The following is a 20,943-nucleotide window of genomic DNA, read 5'->3' as shown; positions in this document are numbered from 1 at the left end:
AGTGTGACTCATATGCAACTTTATCCACTTATTAACAGTCAGTAGGTTATATGAAGGGGAGGTGCATTTGTTGAGATATGGTCTTCTACTTACATTCTTACTTATCATGTTTGGGCTGGCAAGCTGCGAAAGCTCCGGAGCGAACAACAGCTTAACCACTCATACAGAGCAGGTGAACAAAGATCACCTGACGGAATCGTTGTCGAAATCAAGCGATAAATTAATCATTGCCAAAAGAGTTGGCATGGAAAACCAATACGAAGATCATAAGGAAATAAACGATGAGAAGTCTGTTTCTACTGTGAGGAACATTTTAAACAAAGGCGAATGGGAAGAAGTTAAATTCCTAATGACAAGACCAGCCGATTATAAAGTTCATTTCCAACCTACCGATGGGTCAGAAGCAAAAGCGGTACTATATGAGGTTTGGTTTACGAACGACATTGCTGAGATTTATATAAGCGGCATTCATTCTTATAAAAAAACGTCGAAAGAGGATGCAGAAACGCTGGGTACTATTTTAAAATAACGGATGGATTAGAAAGAAATGAGGCATAGCGTAATGAAAATAATCCGTTCTCTTCTCCTTATAATCGTATTCATATCCCTATCTCTAACGATAGCACCGTCCAAAAGCTTCGCATGGTCATGTGCCGAGAGCGATGCACCCAAGCAATTGTTTAAAAAACATGATTTTGTATATATCGCTAAAGCTATGGAAACCTCCTATGAGGAATCAGCCGGTATGAATCCCAAAAGCAGGACAACCTTTGAGGTGAAATCAACATTAAAAGGCACCTCCAGCGATAAAGTAACCATTGTCACGACGGCTGGCAGCGAATTTACTGAAGGAACAGTTTATCTTGTCTATGCTTATCAAACAACAAAGAACAATTACTTATACAAGTATGAAGCAGGCGAAATAGCGACTGATACTTGGTGCGGCGGAACAAAAGCAATATCGCTTGCAAGTTACGATCTTGAAGCGATAGATGAATATAAAAAGATGACTAACATGGTTTATTTTATTATTATTCCCATCGTTGCTGCCGCTGTTATCGTCACCGTATTCCTTCTATTGAAACGCAAAGGGAAACTAGGACGACGCTGATGCATATTTGGGGGATTTATGATTGAGATTAGGACAACTCGTTTAAAATAACATGGAGACATAACTGATGGGCCGGATTATACAAGCCCTTCATGAAGGAGGCTTCTCATGCTGAATGAGATGACAACAATACCGCGTAAGAATAAAAGGCGGAAAGGTTTTGCGGCTTTCGCCGCTTTTGGCATAACGATGACTTTATTAGCTGGCTGCAGTCAAACAGGAACGAGTGAAATGGGTGCTCAGCCTAATCCAGATTCCGCTGCAATCGCTCCCGCTAATCAAACCGAAGAAACAAATGCTGCTTCAGAGAAGGATAACCCCTTCGCCGCTGCTGTCATTACGGATCCTAAAGCTTTTATCAAAATGTTTGAAGCGGTTAAGACAGCTGTTGCCGCAGGTGATAAAGAGGCCGTTGCAGACCTAGTGCTGCTGCCGCTTCGAGTAAACGGAAAAACATCGATGGAGATTACATCCAAAGCAGAGTTTATAGAGAAATATGATGCCATTATGACCAAACCCGTGAAGGATGCGCTAGCCGCTCAAAAGGTGGAGGATTTGTTCGTTCGCGATCTAGGCGTAATGGTCGGCGATGGTGAGCTTTGGTTTGGCGCATCGGCCGAGGAGCCTCAAGCATACGGCATTATTGCCGTTAATCTAGAGGTTGATAGTACGACGAAATAAATGAAAATGAACGGAATGCACAAAAAAAACAGTCCACCTTCTTATCCTATGGTGGGCTGTTTTATATGCATTCTAACCTATTTCTTCGTCAGAGCTTTTAACTCCTCGATCGCCATCGTGATGTGTTCCTCTCCCAATGTCGTTTCCGCTCCGTAAAAAAACAATACATTGGCTACATGGTGGGAACGATAAGACGCCAAATCCGCCGCTGCCCAGCTATTAGCAAAATCCTCTAAGCCTTTTTCAGCCTCTTTGCTTGATGAATAAATATAAATACTAATACTTTGACTCGTATTATAGTTGAATTGCTCCGGCTTTATATCGTTATAGGCTCTAGAAAATACAGCACCCGGGTTTATATCGGTTTTTGCGGTTAACGGGATGCCATGTCTTTCAAATACACTCTTTATTTGATCCAATGTTATCGTTTCTTCGTTTCTTTCGCTCGAACCGCCGCCATAAGCACAGCCTGTAACGGCTAAACAAATCATACAAACGATCATAATCATTTTCCTCATAACATCGCCCCTTTGACTGCTATGACGTGTAAATAAGGAAATAAGTTACATAAAATCGTTAACGGTAATGATTCTCTTTTCTAATCGTGCAAATGGAACTAACACACTTTATAATCGCCATTATCCGATGAGAATTTTAAAATATTTCCGTTTTCAGGCATTCCCCTTCTTCTTTATTCAAATCGGTTTGCCCATGCCTAACAACATAAATCATAGTACTAGCCTCCTCATTTTATATATATTTCCATTGGATATTATTGGAATGAGTGATACTATGATTTTAGTTGATATGACTTCTATATCGCAAGAAGGATGTAATAATTTTTGTTAAGATAAGCATGTTATGTTCAGTACATAATTAGAATGGGAGGAACCAAAATGTTAGTTGTCACTACAGAAAATATTCCTGGCTATCATATTGATAAAGTATTAGGCCACACGTTTGGTGTAGTAGTAAGAAGCCGCGGCCTTGGAGGAAATATTACAGCCTCTGTGCGAAGCATATTCGGTGGAGAAATTAAAGAATATACAGAAATGATTGAAGATGCCCGTAAGGTCGCTATAGACCGTATGATTCAAAATGCACATGCCATGGGAGCAAATGCAATCGTGATGATGCGATTTGACTCTGGTGAAATCGGACAAACGATGTCTGAGATCGTCGCTTATGGTACTGCAGTTGTGGCTGAGAAAAATTAGCGATGCCCTATTTCATGAGCATTTACTTCGCCCTTCAATTGTTGGTTATTATTATCGCTATTATTAGTACGTTTATATATCGCCGTAGGCGGCTAAAACAACGCACGCTTCAGCCTCCAGCTGGTTTCCAGAAAACGAATGAAATATTTATTGATCCGACAACGGGCGTTCAGCAGCAAGTATGGTTTAACCCTAGTACTGGAGAAAGATTTTATGAAAGAACGGATAAAAATAAAAAATAAGCTAATTCACGGTGGCTAAAGCTGCCATGAATTAGCTTATTTTTTAAAAATTCAATTAAAGTCCTGCTAAGCGCACCACAGCACGACTACTCATAAGCCCGTATTTCAACAACTTCTGCATAAGGGCATCCATTTGTAGCTTCAATTACAACGCGGATCTTATTGGTGCGGATAGGCTCCAACTGATGCGTCCGTTTACGTTTTCTATTTTCCGTCTCACGCAGCAATACCTTCCACTGCTCATCGACAAAAGCCTCAATTCGATAATCCTTCACCAGCTCAGGAATAACTTCAAATGGCGTTCTATGATGGTGCAGGTTGATTAGATCCTCATTCACATCATCATTGAAGGTAATATGAATATTGGATATGAAAACAGAGGAATCCCACTCAAGAGAAAGCCACTCTGGCTTATTGCTCTCCATTCGATTAGAAACCCATGTATGAGGACCGCCATAAGGTCTTGTGTAGCCATCAATAGCAGATACCGCTTCGTATGCTGTAGTCTCAGGGAATGCCTTGAAGCAGAAAGGTGTTCTGTGCAGTCCTTTCATTTGCCAAGCCATGGTCTGCTGCGTATCCAAGAAACTGGAGAAATCAGCGGATGAATCGATCTTATTCTCGAAGCACAACACACCGTAAAGCGGCGTTTCAGACGTATACAATTGCAGCTCCGGGTTCGACTGAATCACAAGGAATAAACTGATCGCTTCCTCCGCCTTATAATCAAGCGCAAAATCAACCCACTGCTTCGTTCCCTGCGTTACTTTCACGGTATGCTTGGAGATAAGTCCCATTGGAATATAGTTTTCTTTTTTTCCGGTAGAATGAATTTCAATCGTCATTTCTGTATTCGCCAAAGCATCAACAAGCAAAGACAGCTTATTTAGCTCCGAAGTGACCGGGAACGTTATTCCGACCGGATTCAGTAAAGAATAAACCTTAGACGCATCATCTATATGCACGTTTCTCATCGTACTCGAAGCAGCTGCTTTGGCGCTTCTCCCCAAATCGCCGGCATCCTCATTACGAATACCAATAATGGAAGCATCTTGTCTAATGAGTGTTTGCTGCAGCTCTGCAAGATGAGACTGACTTAGCTCTCTTGGTGTAATTCCCTTCATAGCAGAGAGGGCAGCTCCCGTCCCAGCCGCTTCTCCCATTACCGCACAGGTAGCCATCACTCTAGTCGTGCCAAAAGCAACATGTGTCGCACTAACATTTCTGCCGGCGAACAATAAATTATTAACGTTGCTGGAATACAGCGAACGGAACGGAATATGGTACGTACCATCTGCATGGAAGTGTTTGGAGCCACTCTCTTCCGCATACATTCCCTTTGGCGGATGCAAATCGATGGACCAGCCGCCGAACGCTACTCGATCCTCAAATTGCTCCTGCGCCACGATATCATTCTGATTGAGGATATAGTCGCCAACAAATCTCCTGTATTCCCGTTTGCCTGGAAGAGATCCTACCCATTCCAGAGTCATATTATCCGCTTCAAAATTTCCTGAGTTTTTAATATAATCCCAGATTCCATAAATAACAGACCACAGCTCATCCCGTATTCTCTCGTTCTCATGAACGGTATCCAGCTCTCCGCCCCATTCAATCCACCAGTAGTGGCAGCCCGAATCTCCGCTTCGCATTACCCGGCGTACAGGTATGGAGGTTTGGGAAATATCCTTGGCAAAGCTTGGCGGGATATATTTGACTGGCTGGCCTGCATCCTTTGTATAAAATAAAATCGTGCTTCCGAGCGTGATGTCATCCGCAACCTCAGGAGCCCAATCCTCCTTAAATTCATGATGCGCTTCCCGTCCAATTCGAAACTTTGCTCCTGCTAGAAAACCGACCAGACCGTCTCCGGTGCAATCTAAAAACATTTTGCTCTCGAAGCGAATTTTGCGTTCAGATCCCATCATCCAGCCTGTCACGGAATGGATCTGACGATCCACCTCTGAGCCTGTTGCCTCAACCTCATGTACATCCGTGTTGAGGAATAGCTCGATGTTTTTCTCCGCTTTAACGGCCTCTAATACGATCAGATCCCAAAGATAAGGATTGCCGTCAGGATTGCGATACTGATTTTCTACAAACAATTCACCCATAATACCCGTTTCTCTCGCATAACGATTCACGCCATGCCCTGTAGCGCCGCATACCCAAACGCGCACCTCGCTGCTGGAGTTGCCGCCCAAGACAGGTCGGTTCTGTACCAAGGATACTCTCTGTCCCAGTCTTGCCGCAGCAATGGCAGCGCAAACGCCGGCGAGCCCGCCACCAATGACGGTTACTTCTGTCTTTATAATTTCAGATCTCATATCATAACGCTCCTTTTCTTTGTGAGTGATCAGCCCTTAACGGCAGAGCCGGATATGCCCTGGATAATATATTTTTGACCGATGATAAAAATTAGGATCATAGGGACAATCGCAGCGGTTGCCGCAGCCATCATGCCGTTGTAATCGACGTTATTTTCCAAAATAAAATTTTGCAATCCGAGCGGAATCGTATATAAATTGGGGCTGGATAAAAATACGAGCGCGTTCTCAAAGTCATTCCAGTGCCATGAGAAGTCGATAATCGTAAAGGTAGCTAGTGCCGGCTTCGCTAAAGGCAGAACAAGCTTAAAGAAAATGCGAAAATGGCCGGCACCGTCTATAAAAGCAGATTCCGTAATTTCCTTCGGAATGCTCATAAAAAATTGCCTTAGCATAAACACGCCAAAAATCGAGAACAAGCCCGGCAATATAAGCGCCCAATGCGTATTGTATATATGCATCCAGTTAAACATGATGAACTTCGGAACAAAAATAACCTGTGGCGGTATCATCATCATGGATAAGTAGACGAGAAACATGGCATTCCTGCCTCTAAACTCGATTCTCGCAAAACCATAAGCAGCGAAAGCAGACAGAAACACTGCGCCGACTGTGCTAATAATGGAGATTTTAAGTGAATTCAAATAATACGTGATGAAGTTATAGTCACCTGTCCAAATTCGTTCATGGCTTCTCCAATCAAGCTTAGAGGGCAGCCATCTTGTAAATACTTCGCTTGGACTCTGCAGGGACGTGCTGACCATCCATAGAAACGGAAGTATCATGAACACGCCGCAAATGAGCATGAGTACAGTTAACGGCATCTTGGTTTTGACAGAGCTGACTAGATTGTTCATTGAAAACTCCCCTTTCTAATAGTGGACCCAGCGCTTCTGGCTAATCCATTGAATAACGGTTATCCCCATAATAATAGCGAATAAGAACCATGATATTGCTGAAGCATAACCCATTTCATAATAGCTGAAGGCTGTTTTGTAAATGTATAGCGACAAGATCGTCGTGCTTCCGCTCGGACCGCCCTGTGTAATCGCTTGAATGATGGAGAAGGATTTCATCGTCATGATTAAGCCCGTAATGAGCAGCATAAAGGTAGTCGGACTAACAAGCGGCCATACAATTCGCCACGTGACAGTCCGGCTCTTCGCCCCGTCTATCTTCGCTGCTTCCAGCAGCTCAGGCGATACTTCTTGAAGCGCAGCAAGGTAAATAATCATGTTGTAGCCTAACAAGAACCATATCTGTATGATGTCAATCGCATACATTGCAGTCTCGGTATCAGCGAACCAGCCTGGCGGCGATACAATGCCAATCCATCGAAGTATTTCATTGATGGGCCCTTGAGAGGGTTGAAACAAGAGCATCCAAACGAATGCAACAGCTACACCACTAGAAATATAGGGAAGAAAAAACATCCCCCGCAGCAGCCCTTTCAGATATACATTCTTATTCAGAACGAGAGCGACGACAAAGGATAGTCCAAGCGATACTGGAACAGAAAGAAGGAATATCGCCGTATTCTTAATCGCATTATAAAACTGATCATCCTGGAACATTCGCTTTATATTGTCCATTCCCGTGAACGAGACATTTGGATTCGAAAATTGATAATCGGTAAAAATCAGTCCAAAGGAAAATAACGCAGGTACGACAAAAAACAATAGTACGCCCAACATATTCGGAAGAATAAACACATAACCCAACCAGCTTTGCTTGCGCATCCAGCTCGTTTTACTCATAACAACCCGCCTTTCTTCGTTCACCCGTAAAAAAAAGTAAGAAGGACAAGGCTGCTCCTTCTTACTTTCTTTACGCAGCTTATTTCTTGATGAATTCGTTGTGCCGCTCTGCCATATTTTTCAACGTCGTGTCGATATCTTGCTTATTGAGGAAATACTTCTCATATTCTTCTTTGCGCGCATCGATCACTTGCTGAGGCACGTTAAGCTGGAATGAATCGAATTTGCCGAATACCACTTTGTTTAGAGAATCCCGATCATAATTTTCTTCATACCCTTTTAGGAGCAAATCGATCGCTTCCGTGCTGTCTACACTTTTGGATGACGGAATGCGTCCGCCCGGAGCCATTGGCAGCATTCCGCCATCAGCGTACCATTTCACAAATTCCCAAGCCGCTTCTTGATTTTTGGATTTCGCGTTAACCGAAATCACGTCGCCCAATCCGCCTGGATATTTGAAGTTGGTTTGATCCTTGGAGATACGCGGAATTGGTGCAAAAGCAATTTTGAAATCATGCGGGAAATCGACTAGATTGTTCGCATTACGGAATATAAATTCACCAGCTGTCAGCATCGCTGTCTCGCCTTTTAGGAACATCGTATCCACCGGCATCTTGCTGGTCAGCTGCTCGCCATATTCCGGAGTTGATTTATCCTTGAACATCATGTTGTGCAAAATTTCAAAACCCTGTTTCCAATAAGCATTATCGAAGTTCGATGTGCCGTCTGCTTTCACATACCCGTCTCCACCGATCGTGCCATCGAATTGCGTAGTAAATGCAGCATCATGCTGGAGCAAGCCCCATATATTAGGTTGTTTCAATTTTAGTGCATATTCCTGTAAATCGGACCACGTCCAATCTAGCGGAGGAATAGGCAGACCTGCCGCATCAAGCATATCTTTGTTCAACCAGATGAACGCCATGTTTTTCTTTGTAGGCATGCCGTAATACTTGTCATTAATCATCCATTGCTTAGCTTCAGGACCCATTTGCTCATCAATGTTGTAATCCGTCTTTGCGCTCATATCTACGGCTACACCTGCATCTATTCTCTTTTGAAGGCGAGAGAGGGTGTAGTTTATATAAATATCTGCATCTTGCCCAGCAAGCAAAGCAGTATCCAGCTTTAAGTTGCCCGCATCATCATTAACGAACCGAACATATTCCACTTGTACATTTGGATTCTCGGCATTCCATGCGTCAACAACCGCTTGAGGTCCCGCTTCAGGAGGTACGCCGCCCCATAGCGTAAGCTTAATCTTTTTGGTTGTTGTGGCGCCGTTGTTTGTTGGTGTCCCCGAAACATTATTTTTGTTGTTCCCACCGCATCCAGCGATCAGAACCACGACAAGAATAAGAGAAAGAGCACTGATCAACATTCTGTTTCTTTTCATTTCTTTGCCCCCTACAAACTTGATTAATTGCTTAGTTAAATCTTATCACCGGGCATTTCGCGGGGTAAGGAACGATATTTGGCGATTCATGATACATTCTTTGGATCATTTATTTTGCTCTTTGCGATATTCACTTGGCGTCATGCCACACCATCGTTTAAATATTTTAATAAAATAGTTGTCATTCTCGAATCCTACTTGCCTTGCAATCTCACCTATCGATTGGCTTGTTTCCTCAAGCAGCATCTTTGCTGCCTCGATTCGGCGGTTCTGTACATAGTGAATAAAGGTTTGGCTCGTTTTTTTCTTAAACAAATCACTCACATAGCTTGCATCCATAGAGATGAGCTCAGCTGCACGTTTTAATGTGATTTCCTCAGCGTAATGCTCCTCAATATGGCGAATAATTTTATTCATCTCTGGATGATCCGTAGGTTCAGATGTATTCTTCTTCGGAAACCACTTGGCTGCTTTTCTTAATTGCTCTCGCTGTTCTAGTTCAAGGGTTACCTTCTCAAGTGCCTGCTTCAACCCGCTCACATCCATTGAAAGCTTAAGTAAATAGCTGGACGCTCCGAACTCCAGCGACTGCCTTGCATACTCGAACTCATTCATACAGGTAAGCATAACGAATCGGCAATCAAGCCCTTCTTTCCTGACAGATTTCAGCAGCTCTACTCCATCCATCATGGGCATATCAATATCCGAAATGACCACGTCCGGCTGTAATTCTCGAATCGCCTGCAACGCTTCCTCGCCGTCATTAGCAGTCGCTATAATTTCAAAAGGAAGATTAGCTTTGCTCATCAGCTTGCTGAGACTCGCTCTTGCATGCTGTTCATCATCAACGATCAATACGGTCCACATCGCTGTCAGCCTCCTTTAAATAGGGTTTCGATAATAATAGAGGGAGATGCATCATTACCTTTGTTCCCTCTTCTGATGAGGCAAGGGACAAGCCTGTACTCTGATTTTTGAAAAGAAGCTCCAAGCTTTCTCGAATATTTTGAATACCGATGCTTTTCCGCTTACGGAACACCTTCTTCTCTTTGGCACGTTCTACCCCTACTCCATTGTCCGCCACTTCAAGATACAAAAGATCATGTCTCGCCTCTGCTTTGATTTCAATTCGGCCGTCACTCCGTCTCCCTCCAAACCCATGTATAATGGCGTTTTCTACCAAAGGCTGAAGACAGAATTTCGGAACCAGTGCAAAGTTTAGCTCGTCACTTAGCTCATAGCTGACTGTAATATGCCCACCGAAGCGAGCGCTTTGTATGCGCATATAGGAATCGATAAGCGCAATTTCATCTTTCAGCAATATAAGGTCGACCTCTACATTCAATGTCGTCTCTAATATTTTTCCGAGCGAAACACAAATTTCATAAATGTCATCCTCATCCTTCTCAAGCGCTATGCTTTTAATAACATTAAGCGTATTCAAGAGAAAATGCGGGTTCATTTGAGATAAGAGAACCTGAAAGCGGACGATCTGCCTCTGACGTTCCTCTAATTGAAGCCGTTCCATTAAGCCATTTATATCGTCAATCATGGTATTGAAGCTTCGCGTGAGTGCAAGAATTTCACCTCGCCCTTGTTCTGGCAGCTTTACTTTGAGGTTAGTCTTGACCGATATCTCCATCTTTCGCTGCAGCGTTTTTAGCGGAACAGTAATCGTTGAAGAAATAAAATAGGTCATCATGACAAACACAAGCGTAATCAACCCGAAGATGGCGAAAAAGCGTTTTTTCAACGTTTCCACTTCTTCAAACAGCAAGGACAAGGGTACTTTCTTCACAATAAATCCATTTAACTGGGCAATATGGCTGAACGTATACAATACCTTCTCATCTTGGCTAACAATGGAAGCGGATGCCGATGGCTCTTTTACTTCGAGCATCGCTGATAAAATGGCAGGATCAATCGCTTCATCGGCATCGGACTGCACCATTGATTTTCCTGTATGATCCAATAAATAATAAATGCCTTCGCGCTGCCTATCTCTCATCACCTTGTTGAACCATTGCTCATAATCGATGCTGATACGGGCATAGGCGTACTCTTTGAGATTCTCATCGCGGAGCATCTGATAGAGACTAAGCATATTTTGATTGGGTTTAATAACCGGACTCACATAATTGGTATCGCTTGCATTCCAAATGGAGCTTTCCCCTTCATTGGAGGAAAGCATCTTTACCCATGCTTCATTCGTAATCGAGGAGTAATTCAGTGGCTCACGAGGAGCAAAGGAGGTATAGGCATAGCCTTGTTTATCTACCAGCGTATAATACACCGTTGCACCAGTCAGGAAGAAGCTGTTCTCAATGCTTGCGAACTTATTCTCCACCAGTTCCTTCCGCGTTAGCGGATCTTTCAGCTCCGGATTTTTCATAACCGAGCGGATGGTGTCATCCTGTTCTAATAGCAGACCTGTCTTCATAACAAGCCCGAGCACATCTAGGAAAGACTTCTCGATATCGAGAAGCTGATCCTCGTTTTTGGCGGAGGCTTCCTCCTGCAGAACTCTTTCCGTTTCACTGAAATTATAAATAACTAATAAAACGAATGGAGCTAGCACTAGCAGCAAAAAAGCCATCAATATTCTGTTTTTGAACGTTTCTGGAGTTAAGCCTCTAATCCATTTGTTCACGCGATATGCCCCCCAAGTGCTCTCATCTGTTTAAAAATTGATTCGACATACCTCTCAAGATAACGCGAATAGCCCGTAGGAGCAAGCTTGAAAATAAAGCTAATAACTCTCCTTCATCATGACAGAAGCGAATGGTTTGGCCTAACTTGCGATGTTTGCGCCCAGTGAAAAAAAAAGAGCCCTTATGGGCTCCCTCAAATGGCGTGTTGTCTCATACCGTAAAATATCGTCATGAAAGCACCTTCGTGCTCCGCTTAACTCTGTATTTATAGAGTATCCGTTTGTTAGCGAGGCCTTCTATTCATAAAACGTTCCGTGTTTTTCATAAAGCCATACTTTTCGTATAGTCCATGACCATCGAGCGTACCAAGCAGACCCATCATTCCTTCAAACTGCTCGGTTATCACTTCTACTAATTTCTTCCCTAGCCCGGTGCCTCTATATTCCTCATCGACAAAAACGTCGCATAGGTAATACATAGTCGCAAAGTCCGTCACTACACGAGCAAAACCAATCTGCTTGTCCCCATCATAAACGCCAAAGCAGACCGAGTTATTTATAGATTTTTCTATTACTTCCAATGATCTTTTATTCGCCCAGTAGCTCCTAGCTAAAAAGCTGCATATGGTGTCGATATTAAGCATTGATTTATCATCGCTTATTACAAACCGGTCATACAATAGCTCCATATTAACACCCAACCTCCCTTATCCTTTTAGAAAATCAGAAGCCTTATTTTCGTGAAGCCAACTGATCATAAAATCAAACAACTCTACAGAATACGTGTGTTCTTGGGGTCTTGAGGGCATTGTCTCAACAATTTGTTGTACATTATTTTCAATCGATACGGATTCAATGAAACTGACCAAACCCGGAATAAATGAATTTAAGGCTTCAAAATAGTGCCTTTGCGGTTCAATAAATGTTAAATTCATTTCAAACCCGCTGCGCCCCCTAGTTGCATCACCCTCTTTGCGTTTACGCAGCTCAGCCTCATTTATGTTCAATAGGTAATACTTATCTGGAAAGCCAAGCTTACGGGCAAGCAATTGCTTACGGAAATAATCCGTTAGGAACTCAAGCGACTGTCCGCCAAAGAGAGTAAACCCAAAAGCCCAGTTGTACCAGAAAGGCTGAAATAGATCGATATCAATAACAACGAAACGATGCGCCTTACTCTTCTCCTGTGCTATTCTAAAGCGATCAAGCTGACGCTCAAAAAACCATTCAGGATACTCGATTTCTGGGCGTTTCCACAACGTATTCACTTCGGGAATATGATAACCACCGTATTTTAATGCTAACGCGCTTGAGGTGGTCGTCTTGCCAACTGCACTTGCACCTTCCATATGTATAATTGTCATGAAAGCACCTTCACATTCCGCTTAACTCTGCGTTTATAGAAAATCCATGAGATAAATAGCGATTCCTCTGCTTTATGGCTTGCAACCTTATCTATAAAGTAAAAATCTTGGGGATCTACCTCTATTTTTGTAATAGGCAGCACCGGCGATTCACTAATCCACTCGTCAAAAGACACGACAGAATGACTAACCATTTTGAACGTATCCTGTGGCAAAATGTACACCATTCCGCTCGTCCAAGGTGCTTTATTCTTAGTCTCGCTAGTAATAGAGAAGAAATAATAGTTCTGAGATGCCTTCACTTTTAAACAAGCATTTCGAAAGTTGCCTACCACTTTACTCCGATCAAAAACCGCATAAAACAACGGCCAAATGCCATCTTTTGTACCAAATATGGCTTCTACATATTTACCGTTAAAAAGCGTCTGCTTTCTTAACTCGAATTGTTCAATATTTTTATGATTTGACCCGTGCATTATGACTGGTTTCGTCATTGCAATATACTGAACAAAACGGAATTTGGGAAATGTGCTGGCGTACATTATTTCAGATTTATTGCGGACAGCATCGGAATACAATCTTTCATATTCATTGACCTCGTCCTCTGAGAACATAAATACAGGAGAGCGATAAAATAGAAATCCCAGCAGCACTGATACTACCTTGCTTACCATACAATTCCCTCTATTCGGACTGAGCCATTATTTTTTTACACTTCTTATGAAGGTATTGCCCACAACAAGCGTAACGGCGATGACAACAATAATTACTAGAGTATCTTCAGTATCATGCACACGATGGGTTAAATCGAACAGATACCCCAATTCGAAAAACAGGATAACTACCCATATCGCAAAATAATGTTTTGTGCTCATCGTATCAGCCTCTTTTCTCAAAACAAGTTATTTAGTAAAATCATTCTCGCTTTGCTTCCAATTATTTTTCACAAACAAAAAAGCGATAAGCAACAAAAATAGACCGCCGATATAAAACAGCACTGTCTTTAAATGAAATGCTTTGCCTTCATATTCGCTCCCATACGCTGCCTTAATGAAAGAACCATCGTCCTGCTTAATCGCAATGGCCTCCTTTAACGATATACCCTTAATTTCGTAGTATTCCGTTCCTTTCGGATAAACGTTTGAGAAATTGCCAGAGTACGTGCCTTCTTTGTCTGAGTAGGAAGTAACCTTACCGATTTTAGCGCCAATCTGTGCGGATTCCACCTGAGTATCTGAAATAATGTAAGACTTGCCGTCGTTCACAACGAAACGATGCGCCCAATCCGCATGAGCAGTCCCTAACGTAATAAATGAACTTAACGCGAAAATAACGCTCATTAAAAACATAAACTTCCTCATTTAGTTTCACCTGCCTATATTGTATCTTATTATGACGAAAAGATAGAGAGAGAGTTGCATGAGAATCATAATAAACAAATAAAGGGGCTGTCTCAGAAGTAGGATTGCCTACGCTTGAAACAGACCCTGCTTTGTTTTTATCGCTTACGAACCTCATCACTCTTATTTAAACCATTCGTAAGGAATTAAAATTGCAACGAACTCCAGAATCGTTATTTTGCGAAAAATAGATCATAACGCCTTACATGGCATGCTATAACGTCAATCAGGTTCGTTAAAATGAAACAAACGTAGTTTTTTGCATAATAAGCATAGTACAGTTCGTTAGAGCAATGATCTTGGGCTTTATGTTGTGAATATCTGAGAGGCAGCTTCTTCTGCATAATTTAATATAAGTATACGTTGGCCATGCCCTTCTATTCGATTCACAACTTGTTTAGCCGTTTCGAAATTAAAGGTGACGCGCCCCGTGGTCTCAAATCCTTCCGGCATCGGAACGAAGCGATGAACCTTCGCGACAACAAATACGGTATACGTATCTGTTTCCGTCCAATACCAGCAGGCAACAGGTATTCTCTCCGGCATCAGCAGCAATCCGGCTTCCTCCACCGTCTCCCGATCTAGCGCCTCGTCGATGCTCTCGCCCGGTTCAATTCTTCCGCCAACCGTCGTCAGCGTCTGCTCGTTGCGATCCCACACCATCACGATAGAGCCATCCTCGAGCAAAGGAATACTATGTATGCCAGCGATTCTTTTATCCATCGGTAGCTCATTCACTCTCTTCAACATAAAATCCTCTCCTTCTACTTCTTGCGGCTATGAGCTGGAAAGCGCATTTCGAACAGCTAATATATATTTTGACTGATCCAGCGGATTGACGCCTCGTCTTACCCGTTCCGCCTTTATATCAGGCGGACATTCGCGATATCCGGCGAAGAAGGTTGCTAGCGCACCTCTGCCCTTGGTAAGCGATCCAAATCTCGCAGGAAACTCGAGCGACGTAGCAACAGGAATGATCCCTTCAATTTCCATTCTCTCCTGCCTGACGACTGGCGTATCAAACTCACCTCGCATTAGAATGAGCTCGTTCATCAGCTTGCCGCCCGTCTCTTCTGGGGCAGAGAGGCGGAAGGACAGCATTGGCTCCAGCAGCTTTACTCCAATACGCGACAAGCCATCCATAATGCCCATCGGGGTTGCCACTGCAAAATCTAGCGGATGCGTATGCCATACATGATGTTCACCCTCAACGAGAGTAACCTTTATATCCGTTACCTCCCAGCCAAAGAGCCCCTGCTGAAGCGCTTCGGGCACGCTTCTTGCCACCTCGTTCTGATAGCGGTCAAGCAGCCGCTCTGATCGGACAACAGAGCTAAACGTTATCCCGCTCCCGCGCTCACCAGGCTCAATATGAAACCGTTGAATTGCCCAGCATGGCTTCGGCATCGTATAGGCAATGAAACCCTCGCCTGATTGAGCAGGCGTCTCTTTATAGATAACCGATGGCTGATCGAATTCAGCCTTTAAGCCGTACCGATTGTTCAGCACATGCGTGAGCACCTCAATCTGAATCGGCCCCATGACTTTCAGGTGCAGCTCGCGCTGCTCCTGCAGCCACTGCAAATCGAGCAGCGGATCTTCATCAGCAAGCTCATGCAGCGCCGCAACGACAGCCGGATATTCGGCTTCGTTGCTCCAGCGCACCTGTACCGTCAGCAGCGGAACAGCCATCCGCGTCTCACCGGGCACAAACTCGGCGCTGCCTATAATGTCGCCAATGCGCGCCTGAGTCCAGCCGCAGACCGCTGCAATATCGCCTGCTGCGAGCAGCCCTACATCCTCGGCCTTTTGCCCATCGATTTTGCGAATCTGCGTAATTTTCTCTTCGATCTGCTGCGTCTCATTATAGACGGAATCACGATTGCGAATCACCCCGCTGTACAGGCGGACATAGGCGATTCTGCCCATCGCTGCATCGCGCTCAATACGGAATACGACGCCCGACACCGGACCGTCTGAGACGATTTGGGGCGGCGGCAGCAGCGTAATCATCGCTTGCATGAGAGGCTCGATGCCTATCCCACGATTCGATGCGCCAAAAAGAATTGGAAATAATTCACCGCGCTGCGTAAGCGCAGGCAGCAGTTGATTCAGTTCTGCTTTGGGCAGTGTGCCGCTGTCCAAATATTGAAGAAGCAACGATTCATCTTGCTCTGCCACGGCTTCCTCCAGCAGTTGCAAATAACGCTGCGCTTCCTCTGTCTCACTCCCTGATATTCCCGAAACGAGTAGGCTAACTGCACCGCTGAAACTATCCTCGATACCAAGTGGAGCCTGAACTGGCGCTGCTTGATTGGATAACAAACGCTTAATTTGCTGGATCGTTCCTATTGGATCTGCACCGATTCGGTCCAGCTTGTTCACGTAAATAAGCGTTGGAATGTTTCGTTCTCGCAGTGCATGCCATATGACTTCTGTCTGTGCCTGCACACCCTCCACTGCCGACAGAATAAGCACCGCTCCATCCATGACGCGCAGTGATCGTTCGACCTCAGAGAGAAAATCGACGTGCCCCGGTGTATCGACCAGGTTGATCGTTACCCCTTGCCAAGTAAAACGGGTTGCAGCTGCACGTACTGATATGCCTCTTGAGCGTTCCACTTCTAAAAAATCCGTCTGTGACGTGCCTGCATCCACGCTGCCAAGCGAACGAATGCGACCGCTATGGAATAAAATCTGCTCTGTTGTGGTCGTCTTCCCCGCATCAACGTGAGCAAATATTCCGATGTTCCTTATATGTGTTGAAGCATTTGGCTCCATATTGCATATCCCCTTACTCTCACTAGCTGTTCCTTTACTTATCCTACCGCTGAAAGCGTTTTACAGCAACAAAAAACGACCCACCGGGCAAATGCCCGATGAGCCGTTAATAAATATGCTTCTTAATCCATTAGCCTTGATGAATCGCTTCAATATCGATTGAAATCTTCACTTCGTCGCCAATGAGCACGCCGCCCGTTTCAAGAGCAGCATTATACGTTAAGCCGTAGTCGCTGCGTTTCAGGCTGCCCGTCGCGCTAAAGCCTACTTTATCGTTGCCCCAAGGATCTTTGCCTGCGCCTTCGAAGCTGACTACAAATTTCTCGGAACGTGTCACGCCATGAAGGCTCACATCGCCAACAACGGAATATTCGCCGTCGTCTGTTTTCGTGATTGCCGTTGCAGTAAATACAAGCTTCGGAAACTGCTCGATATCAAAAAAATCATTGTTGCGCAAATGTGCGTCACGATCCTTGTTGCGTGTGTCCACGCTATCAAGATCAATCGTAAGCTGGATATCAGCTGAAGTCAGGTCATGCGCATCAGCGGAAATATTGGCTTCAAACGCATGAAAAGTACCTTTTACTTTTGCGATCATCATATGCTTTACCGAGAAATCGATGCTGCTGTGCGTGGAATCAACCGTCCATTGTGATTTTGCCATTTTAAAATTCCTCCAATAAAAATATTAACTTACTTTTTAAAACTTACTAACTTATATTATGTATATTTATATCTTATTGCGTAATCCTATTTATGTCAATTGTATTTACAAAAAAAAGACACCAGTGAAGTGGTTAAACTTCTCTGATGTCCATTATTCCTTATGATTTGAGCAAGCAGCATTGCCTCAGCTCATCTTAACCCTGCAAAACTGCGGATTTCTCCTTATTATCACGCTTAACGAGCCCATATTTCTCCCATTTTCTACTCTTCCATCGGAAGAACATAATAACGGCTCGCAGCCATTCATCTGCTGCAATCGCCAACCAAATACCAGCGAGGCCCAGATCAAGCTGGAATACGAAGAAGTAGCCAAGCGGCAAGCTCATTGCGACCATAGAACCCATTCCGATATACAGAGGGTACTTTGCATCGCCTGATGCACGCAGTGAGTTGATAAGCACGATATTAATCGTACGGCCAGTCTCCAGCACGATGCTCAGCAGGAGCACATTTATGCCCAGCCGAACAATTTCCTCATCGTCCGTAAACATTCGCATAAGCGGCTCGCGGAACAAAATAACGAGCAATACGGCAAGCAAGGTTACGGCACTTGCCCAGCGCACGCTTTTCCATACTTGACGATAGGCAATCGTTTGCTCGCCTGCACCAACCATCCTGCCTACGATGATCGCAGTACCCATGCCAATTGCGAAGGCAAACAGATACGTAAACATCGAAATGTTATTCGCATAGTTTTTCGCCGCCAAGGAGGCCGCGCCAAGATACGTAGCATAATACAAAAATACGATTTGGCATGCCTGATACATCACTTGCTCCAATGCAGACGGAATGCCGATTCTTAGTATTTTGAGGATATACTCCTTGGACAATGCAATATAATATTTGATTTCAATTCGTACTGACATAATCCGGTACAGCATCCAGAAGAAGACGATGAGCGCTAAACCACGGCTAATGACCGATGACAGCGCCGCACCTTGGACTCCCATCTCTGGAAATCCGAATTTCCCGAAAATAAGCAAATAGTTTCCGATAATATGAACGATATTCATGCCAAGAGATACGAACATCGCTTCCTTTGTAAAACCGTGTACACGAATAATGGCAGATATCGAGTTGATGATAGCTTGAAGGAAAATCATGCCGCCTACAATGGCTAAATAGCTTTTCGCATGTTCAAGTATTTCACCTTGCAAATTTAACGTTTGCAGCAAATGCCCGCCGAACAACACGAACATAAGGCTTATAAAAATCCCGACTACTAGATTGAGCGAGATTGCGAGCGCTGATATTTTGGCAGCTTCTACATACTTGCGAGAACCGATATATTGCGCAACGACTATGGATGCCCCATTGCCGATTACCTCCAATAGTAAGATCGCTATATGCAAATATTGATTTGATGCTCCAACGCCGGATACCGCATTATCCGAAATAGCACTCAGCATCAGCGTATCTGCAATACCCATCAGCATAAACAAAAAGATTTCTAAAAATATGGGCCATGTCAGAAAAAATAAGCTTAAGCCCTTCTGATCCTTTTGCCCTGTTCCATTACCAGCCTCTGCTGTTGTCATGCTGTCACCTTCTTCTAATATAAAAAATAAAACACAAGGTATCGTAGCATATAAAATAGCTTATTGCACGTTAGAATCGTACCTTTACATAAATAATTTTTTTGTATTTCTTCTACTAAAACAATCTTCCTATGATGCCGAGTCGCTGCCTTTTTAGAAGCAGAAGATTCACAGTTAGAAAGAAAAATCAACTATTAAACATGTTATAATTAGTGTCTAATTTTATTCAGCAATACAGTAACAAATAAGGAGTGTACCTCATGAATTCAATATTGTTTATTGCAGCGTGGGCTATAGTTGGCATTTCTATTGGCGGTTTAATCGTGGTTTTTAAAAATAGATCTAAGAAATAAGTATAAGCCAGCCTTCTTTACAATAAAAAAAGACTGTGCTTGGGTCGCCATAGCAACCTAAGAACAGTCTTTCTCTTTATAATATAAAATGATAGATATCATTATTGCTCTTCAGACTCTTCCTCAGCTGCTTCTTCTTCAGCTGACTCTTCTTCTGCTTCCTCAGAGGATTCTTCCTCCGTAGCTGCAGCAGCTTCTTCCACTTCTTCTTCCAGTTCAGCCTCAACAGCTTCTACTACTTCTTCAGCTGGAGCCTCTTCCGAAATCAGTTCAGCGGTTTCTTCCACGCCTTCTTGAACTACTTCTTCTTCTTGGCTCATGTTTATTCACCTCCTACTTCTTATTACCTTAATTGTAGCGCTTTCATAGAACTAAACAAGAGGTGTAAAATGTCGTTTCATAGGAACTATTTCCGCATTTTGTATTGTTCGATTCCATTTGCGCTTCTTCGACTTTTTTCCCCGCCAGAGGTCTAGTACTTCGTTCCGACTTACGGCGGTTTTGCATAGCAGATGAACTAGATAAGATGTATAACGACTAGTAAAATCGCTTCTATAATATAACTGTATATGGTGCTATCATTACTTTCAGGGGGCTCATTCCATGCATTATTTATTCATTTATTTTGAACTCGGCACGTTAATGCTCTTTGTCATTTTTTCATTAATAGTTGCTGCCAAAGCATCAAAACTGGCTTATAGCCAAACCGAGCAGCAGCTTAATTACAAAACACGCAAGCTGTTATTTTGGTCTATTTGCTTAAGCTTCCTTACGGTAGGAATTGCTGGGGCAGATTTAATACTGGCTTCGATGACGCATCCTCAGTTTTGGACACATCGGCTGCTCATTCACACGCCGTTTGCTATCATTCCAGTGCTGCTCATTTGGTTTGGCTCTTACCCAAAAATGCGCAGGCTCATACGGCGAACGAACGCCCGGACTGATAATGCTAATGATGTAGCACGGCGCCGCCAAGCATCCGATCCCGTACTTATTGTTCCCTTTCAGCTAGCACCGCTTTGCTCATTTGCCATGCTTTATTTTGCTTTTATTCCGCCTCATTCATTCCGCTGGTCTTTCGTGACAATGACGACCACCTTCTTTTTGTTTATTGCTTGCATCGTCTGGATGCTTCAAACTCACCGCAACCAGCTTGCAGCGGAGGCACCACCTGTTTACCGCCCTTGGCTGCGCAAATTGCGCCATACTGGCGTTCTACTCGTTATTTTAGCCATACTGGGCATTCCCTTTATGATGGCCTTTGAGGGCAATCGCCTGTCTGAGCGGCTAAGCATTATCCCCGACGGAATAGATGAAGCTTTTTCTCTGCATCCCTCGGAGCGACAAATTGTAATCCAGCACTGACTACCCCTATGCAGAGGAGGAGTGAGTACTAGACT

23 protein-coding genes are annotated in these 20,943 nt (G+C 43.7%); 6 read left to right on the top strand and 17 right to left on the bottom strand.

Translation table 11 applies throughout. From position 1 onward, the window contains the following. Window positions 1-70 precede the first annotated feature (70 nt). From ACIFSR_RS08560 to ACIFSR_RS08550, 3 genes are all read left to right on the top strand, one after another. Complete coding sequence (locus ACIFSR_RS08560; protein ID WP_430056679.1) at window positions 71-529, top strand: hypothetical protein; 459 nt, start codon at window positions 71-73, stop codon at window positions 527-529. A gap of 33 nt (window positions 530-562) precedes the next feature. Beyond that, the gene (locus ACIFSR_RS08555) at window positions 563-1,111 is read left to right on the top strand and encodes a hypothetical protein (RefSeq protein WP_430056677.1); all 549 of its coding nucleotides are present in this window, start codon (window positions 563-565) and stop codon (window positions 1,109-1,111) included. 108 nt (window positions 1,112-1,219) lie between these two features. Then, on the top strand, window positions 1,220-1,792 hold the full coding sequence (locus ACIFSR_RS08550; RefSeq protein WP_430056674.1) for a hypothetical protein: 573 nt from the start codon (window positions 1,220-1,222) through the stop codon (window positions 1,790-1,792). 77 nt (window positions 1,793-1,869) lie between these two features. On the opposite strand, the gene ACIFSR_RS08545 is transcribed toward ACIFSR_RS08550, so the two are convergent. Next, on the bottom strand, window positions 1,870-2,310 hold the full coding sequence (locus ACIFSR_RS08545) for a hypothetical protein (RefSeq protein WP_430056672.1): 441 nt from the start codon (window positions 2,308-2,310) through the stop codon (window positions 1,870-1,872). A 378-nt stretch (window positions 2,311-2,688) separates the two neighbouring features. Here ACIFSR_RS08545 and ACIFSR_RS08540 point away from each other — a divergent pair, with 378 nt between their 5' ends. Continuing rightward, a complete protein-coding gene (locus ACIFSR_RS08540; protein WP_076266362.1) occupies window positions 2,689-3,009 on the top strand; it encodes a heavy metal-binding domain-containing protein in 321 nt (106 codons plus the stop codon). A 14-nt stretch (window positions 3,010-3,023) separates the two neighbouring features. Beyond that, window positions 3,024-3,251: a hypothetical protein gene (locus ACIFSR_RS08535; protein WP_339205518.1), complete on the top strand. Its 228-nt coding sequence runs from the start codon at window positions 3,024-3,026 to the stop codon at window positions 3,249-3,251. Between the two features lie 86 nt (window positions 3,252-3,337). Here ACIFSR_RS08535 and ACIFSR_RS08530 read toward each other — a convergent pair whose 3' ends face one another. From ACIFSR_RS08530 to ACIFSR_RS08455, 16 genes are all read right to left on the bottom strand, one after another. Beyond that, window positions 3,338-5,578, bottom strand: a complete 2,241-nt coding sequence (locus ACIFSR_RS08530; protein WP_430056668.1) for an FAD-dependent oxidoreductase — start codon at window positions 5,576-5,578, stop codon at window positions 3,338-3,340. Between the two features lie 29 nt (window positions 5,579-5,607). Then, on the bottom strand, window positions 5,608-6,435 hold the full coding sequence (locus ACIFSR_RS08525; protein WP_076266365.1) for a carbohydrate ABC transporter permease: 828 nt from the start codon (window positions 6,433-6,435) through the stop codon (window positions 5,608-5,610). 15 nt (window positions 6,436-6,450) lie between these two features. Next, window positions 6,451-7,335: a carbohydrate ABC transporter permease gene (locus ACIFSR_RS08520; protein ID WP_339205520.1), complete on the bottom strand. Its 885-nt coding sequence runs from the start codon at window positions 7,333-7,335 to the stop codon at window positions 6,451-6,453. A gap of 79 nt (window positions 7,336-7,414) precedes the next feature. Next, window positions 7,415-8,731, bottom strand: a complete 1,317-nt coding sequence (locus ACIFSR_RS08515) for an ABC transporter substrate-binding protein (RefSeq protein ID WP_430056665.1) — start codon at window positions 8,729-8,731, stop codon at window positions 7,415-7,417. Between the two features lie 105 nt (window positions 8,732-8,836). Beyond that, window positions 8,837-9,598, bottom strand: coding sequence for a response regulator transcription factor (locus tag ACIFSR_RS08510; protein ID WP_076266368.1), 762 nt, complete (start codon window positions 9,596-9,598; stop codon window positions 8,837-8,839). Then, window positions 9,576-11,381, bottom strand: coding sequence for a sensor histidine kinase (locus tag ACIFSR_RS08505; RefSeq protein WP_430056662.1), 1,806 nt, complete (start codon window positions 11,379-11,381; stop codon window positions 9,576-9,578). Before ACIFSR_RS08505 ends, ACIFSR_RS08510 begins: the two co-directional genes overlap by 23 nt. Window positions 11,382-11,665: 284 nt before the next feature. Continuing rightward, the gene (locus ACIFSR_RS08500) at window positions 11,666-12,070 is read right to left on the bottom strand and encodes a GNAT family N-acetyltransferase (protein ID WP_339205523.1); all 405 of its coding nucleotides are present in this window, start codon (window positions 12,068-12,070) and stop codon (window positions 11,666-11,668) included. Between the two features lie 18 nt (window positions 12,071-12,088). After that, window positions 12,089-12,745: a hypothetical protein gene (locus tag ACIFSR_RS08495; protein WP_339205524.1), complete on the bottom strand. Its 657-nt coding sequence runs from the start codon at window positions 12,743-12,745 to the stop codon at window positions 12,089-12,091. Continuing rightward, entirely contained in the window at window positions 12,742-13,419 is a 678-nt protein-coding gene (locus tag ACIFSR_RS08490) for a hypothetical protein (protein ID WP_430056659.1), read from the bottom strand. Before ACIFSR_RS08490 ends, ACIFSR_RS08495 begins: the two co-directional genes overlap by 4 nt. A 27-nt stretch (window positions 13,420-13,446) precedes the next feature. Beyond that, window positions 13,447-13,620 (bottom strand): hypothetical protein, encoded by a 174-nt coding sequence (locus ACIFSR_RS08485; protein ID WP_339205526.1) that lies wholly within the window; start codon window positions 13,618-13,620, stop codon window positions 13,447-13,449. A 27-nt stretch (window positions 13,621-13,647) separates the two neighbouring features. Further along, window positions 13,648-14,085 (bottom strand): hypothetical protein, encoded by a 438-nt coding sequence (locus tag ACIFSR_RS08480; RefSeq protein WP_430056656.1) that lies wholly within the window; start codon window positions 14,083-14,085, stop codon window positions 13,648-13,650. A 366-nt stretch (window positions 14,086-14,451) separates the two neighbouring features. After that, window positions 14,452-14,895 (bottom strand): NUDIX domain-containing protein, encoded by a 444-nt coding sequence (locus ACIFSR_RS08475; RefSeq protein ID WP_430056653.1) that lies wholly within the window; start codon window positions 14,893-14,895, stop codon window positions 14,452-14,454. A 27-nt stretch (window positions 14,896-14,922) separates the two neighbouring features. Beyond that, on the bottom strand, window positions 14,923-16,926 hold the full coding sequence (locus ACIFSR_RS08470) for a GTP-binding protein (RefSeq protein ID WP_430056651.1): 2,004 nt from the start codon (window positions 16,924-16,926) through the stop codon (window positions 14,923-14,925). A gap of 130 nt (window positions 16,927-17,056) precedes the next feature. Then, on the bottom strand, window positions 17,057-17,590 hold the full coding sequence (locus tag ACIFSR_RS08465; protein ID WP_430056648.1) for a YceI family protein: 534 nt from the start codon (window positions 17,588-17,590) through the stop codon (window positions 17,057-17,059). 196 nt (window positions 17,591-17,786) lie between these two features. After that, window positions 17,787-19,190: an MATE family efflux transporter gene (locus ACIFSR_RS08460; RefSeq protein WP_339205531.1), complete on the bottom strand. Its 1,404-nt coding sequence runs from the start codon at window positions 19,188-19,190 to the stop codon at window positions 17,787-17,789. 454 nt (window positions 19,191-19,644) lie between these two features. Further along, window positions 19,645-19,863: a hypothetical protein gene (locus ACIFSR_RS08455; RefSeq protein ID WP_339205532.1), complete on the bottom strand. Its 219-nt coding sequence runs from the start codon at window positions 19,861-19,863 to the stop codon at window positions 19,645-19,647. A gap of 283 nt (window positions 19,864-20,146) precedes the next feature. On the opposite strand from ACIFSR_RS08455, the gene ACIFSR_RS08450 reads away from it, so the two are divergent. Further along, the gene (locus ACIFSR_RS08450) at window positions 20,147-20,908 is read left to right on the top strand and encodes a hypothetical protein (RefSeq protein WP_430056645.1); all 762 of its coding nucleotides are present in this window, start codon (window positions 20,147-20,149) and stop codon (window positions 20,906-20,908) included. Window positions 20,909-20,943 lie beyond the last annotated feature (35 nt).

The sequence above is a fragment of the Paenibacillus sp. NRS-1760 genome, from assembly GCF_050467785.1.
In the GTDB taxonomy this organism is placed as follows: domain Bacteria; phylum Bacillota; class Bacilli; order Paenibacillales; family Paenibacillaceae; genus Pristimantibacillus.
Note: the sequence above shows the minus strand (reverse complement) of the source record. Positions and strands in the feature narration are given on the sequence as shown.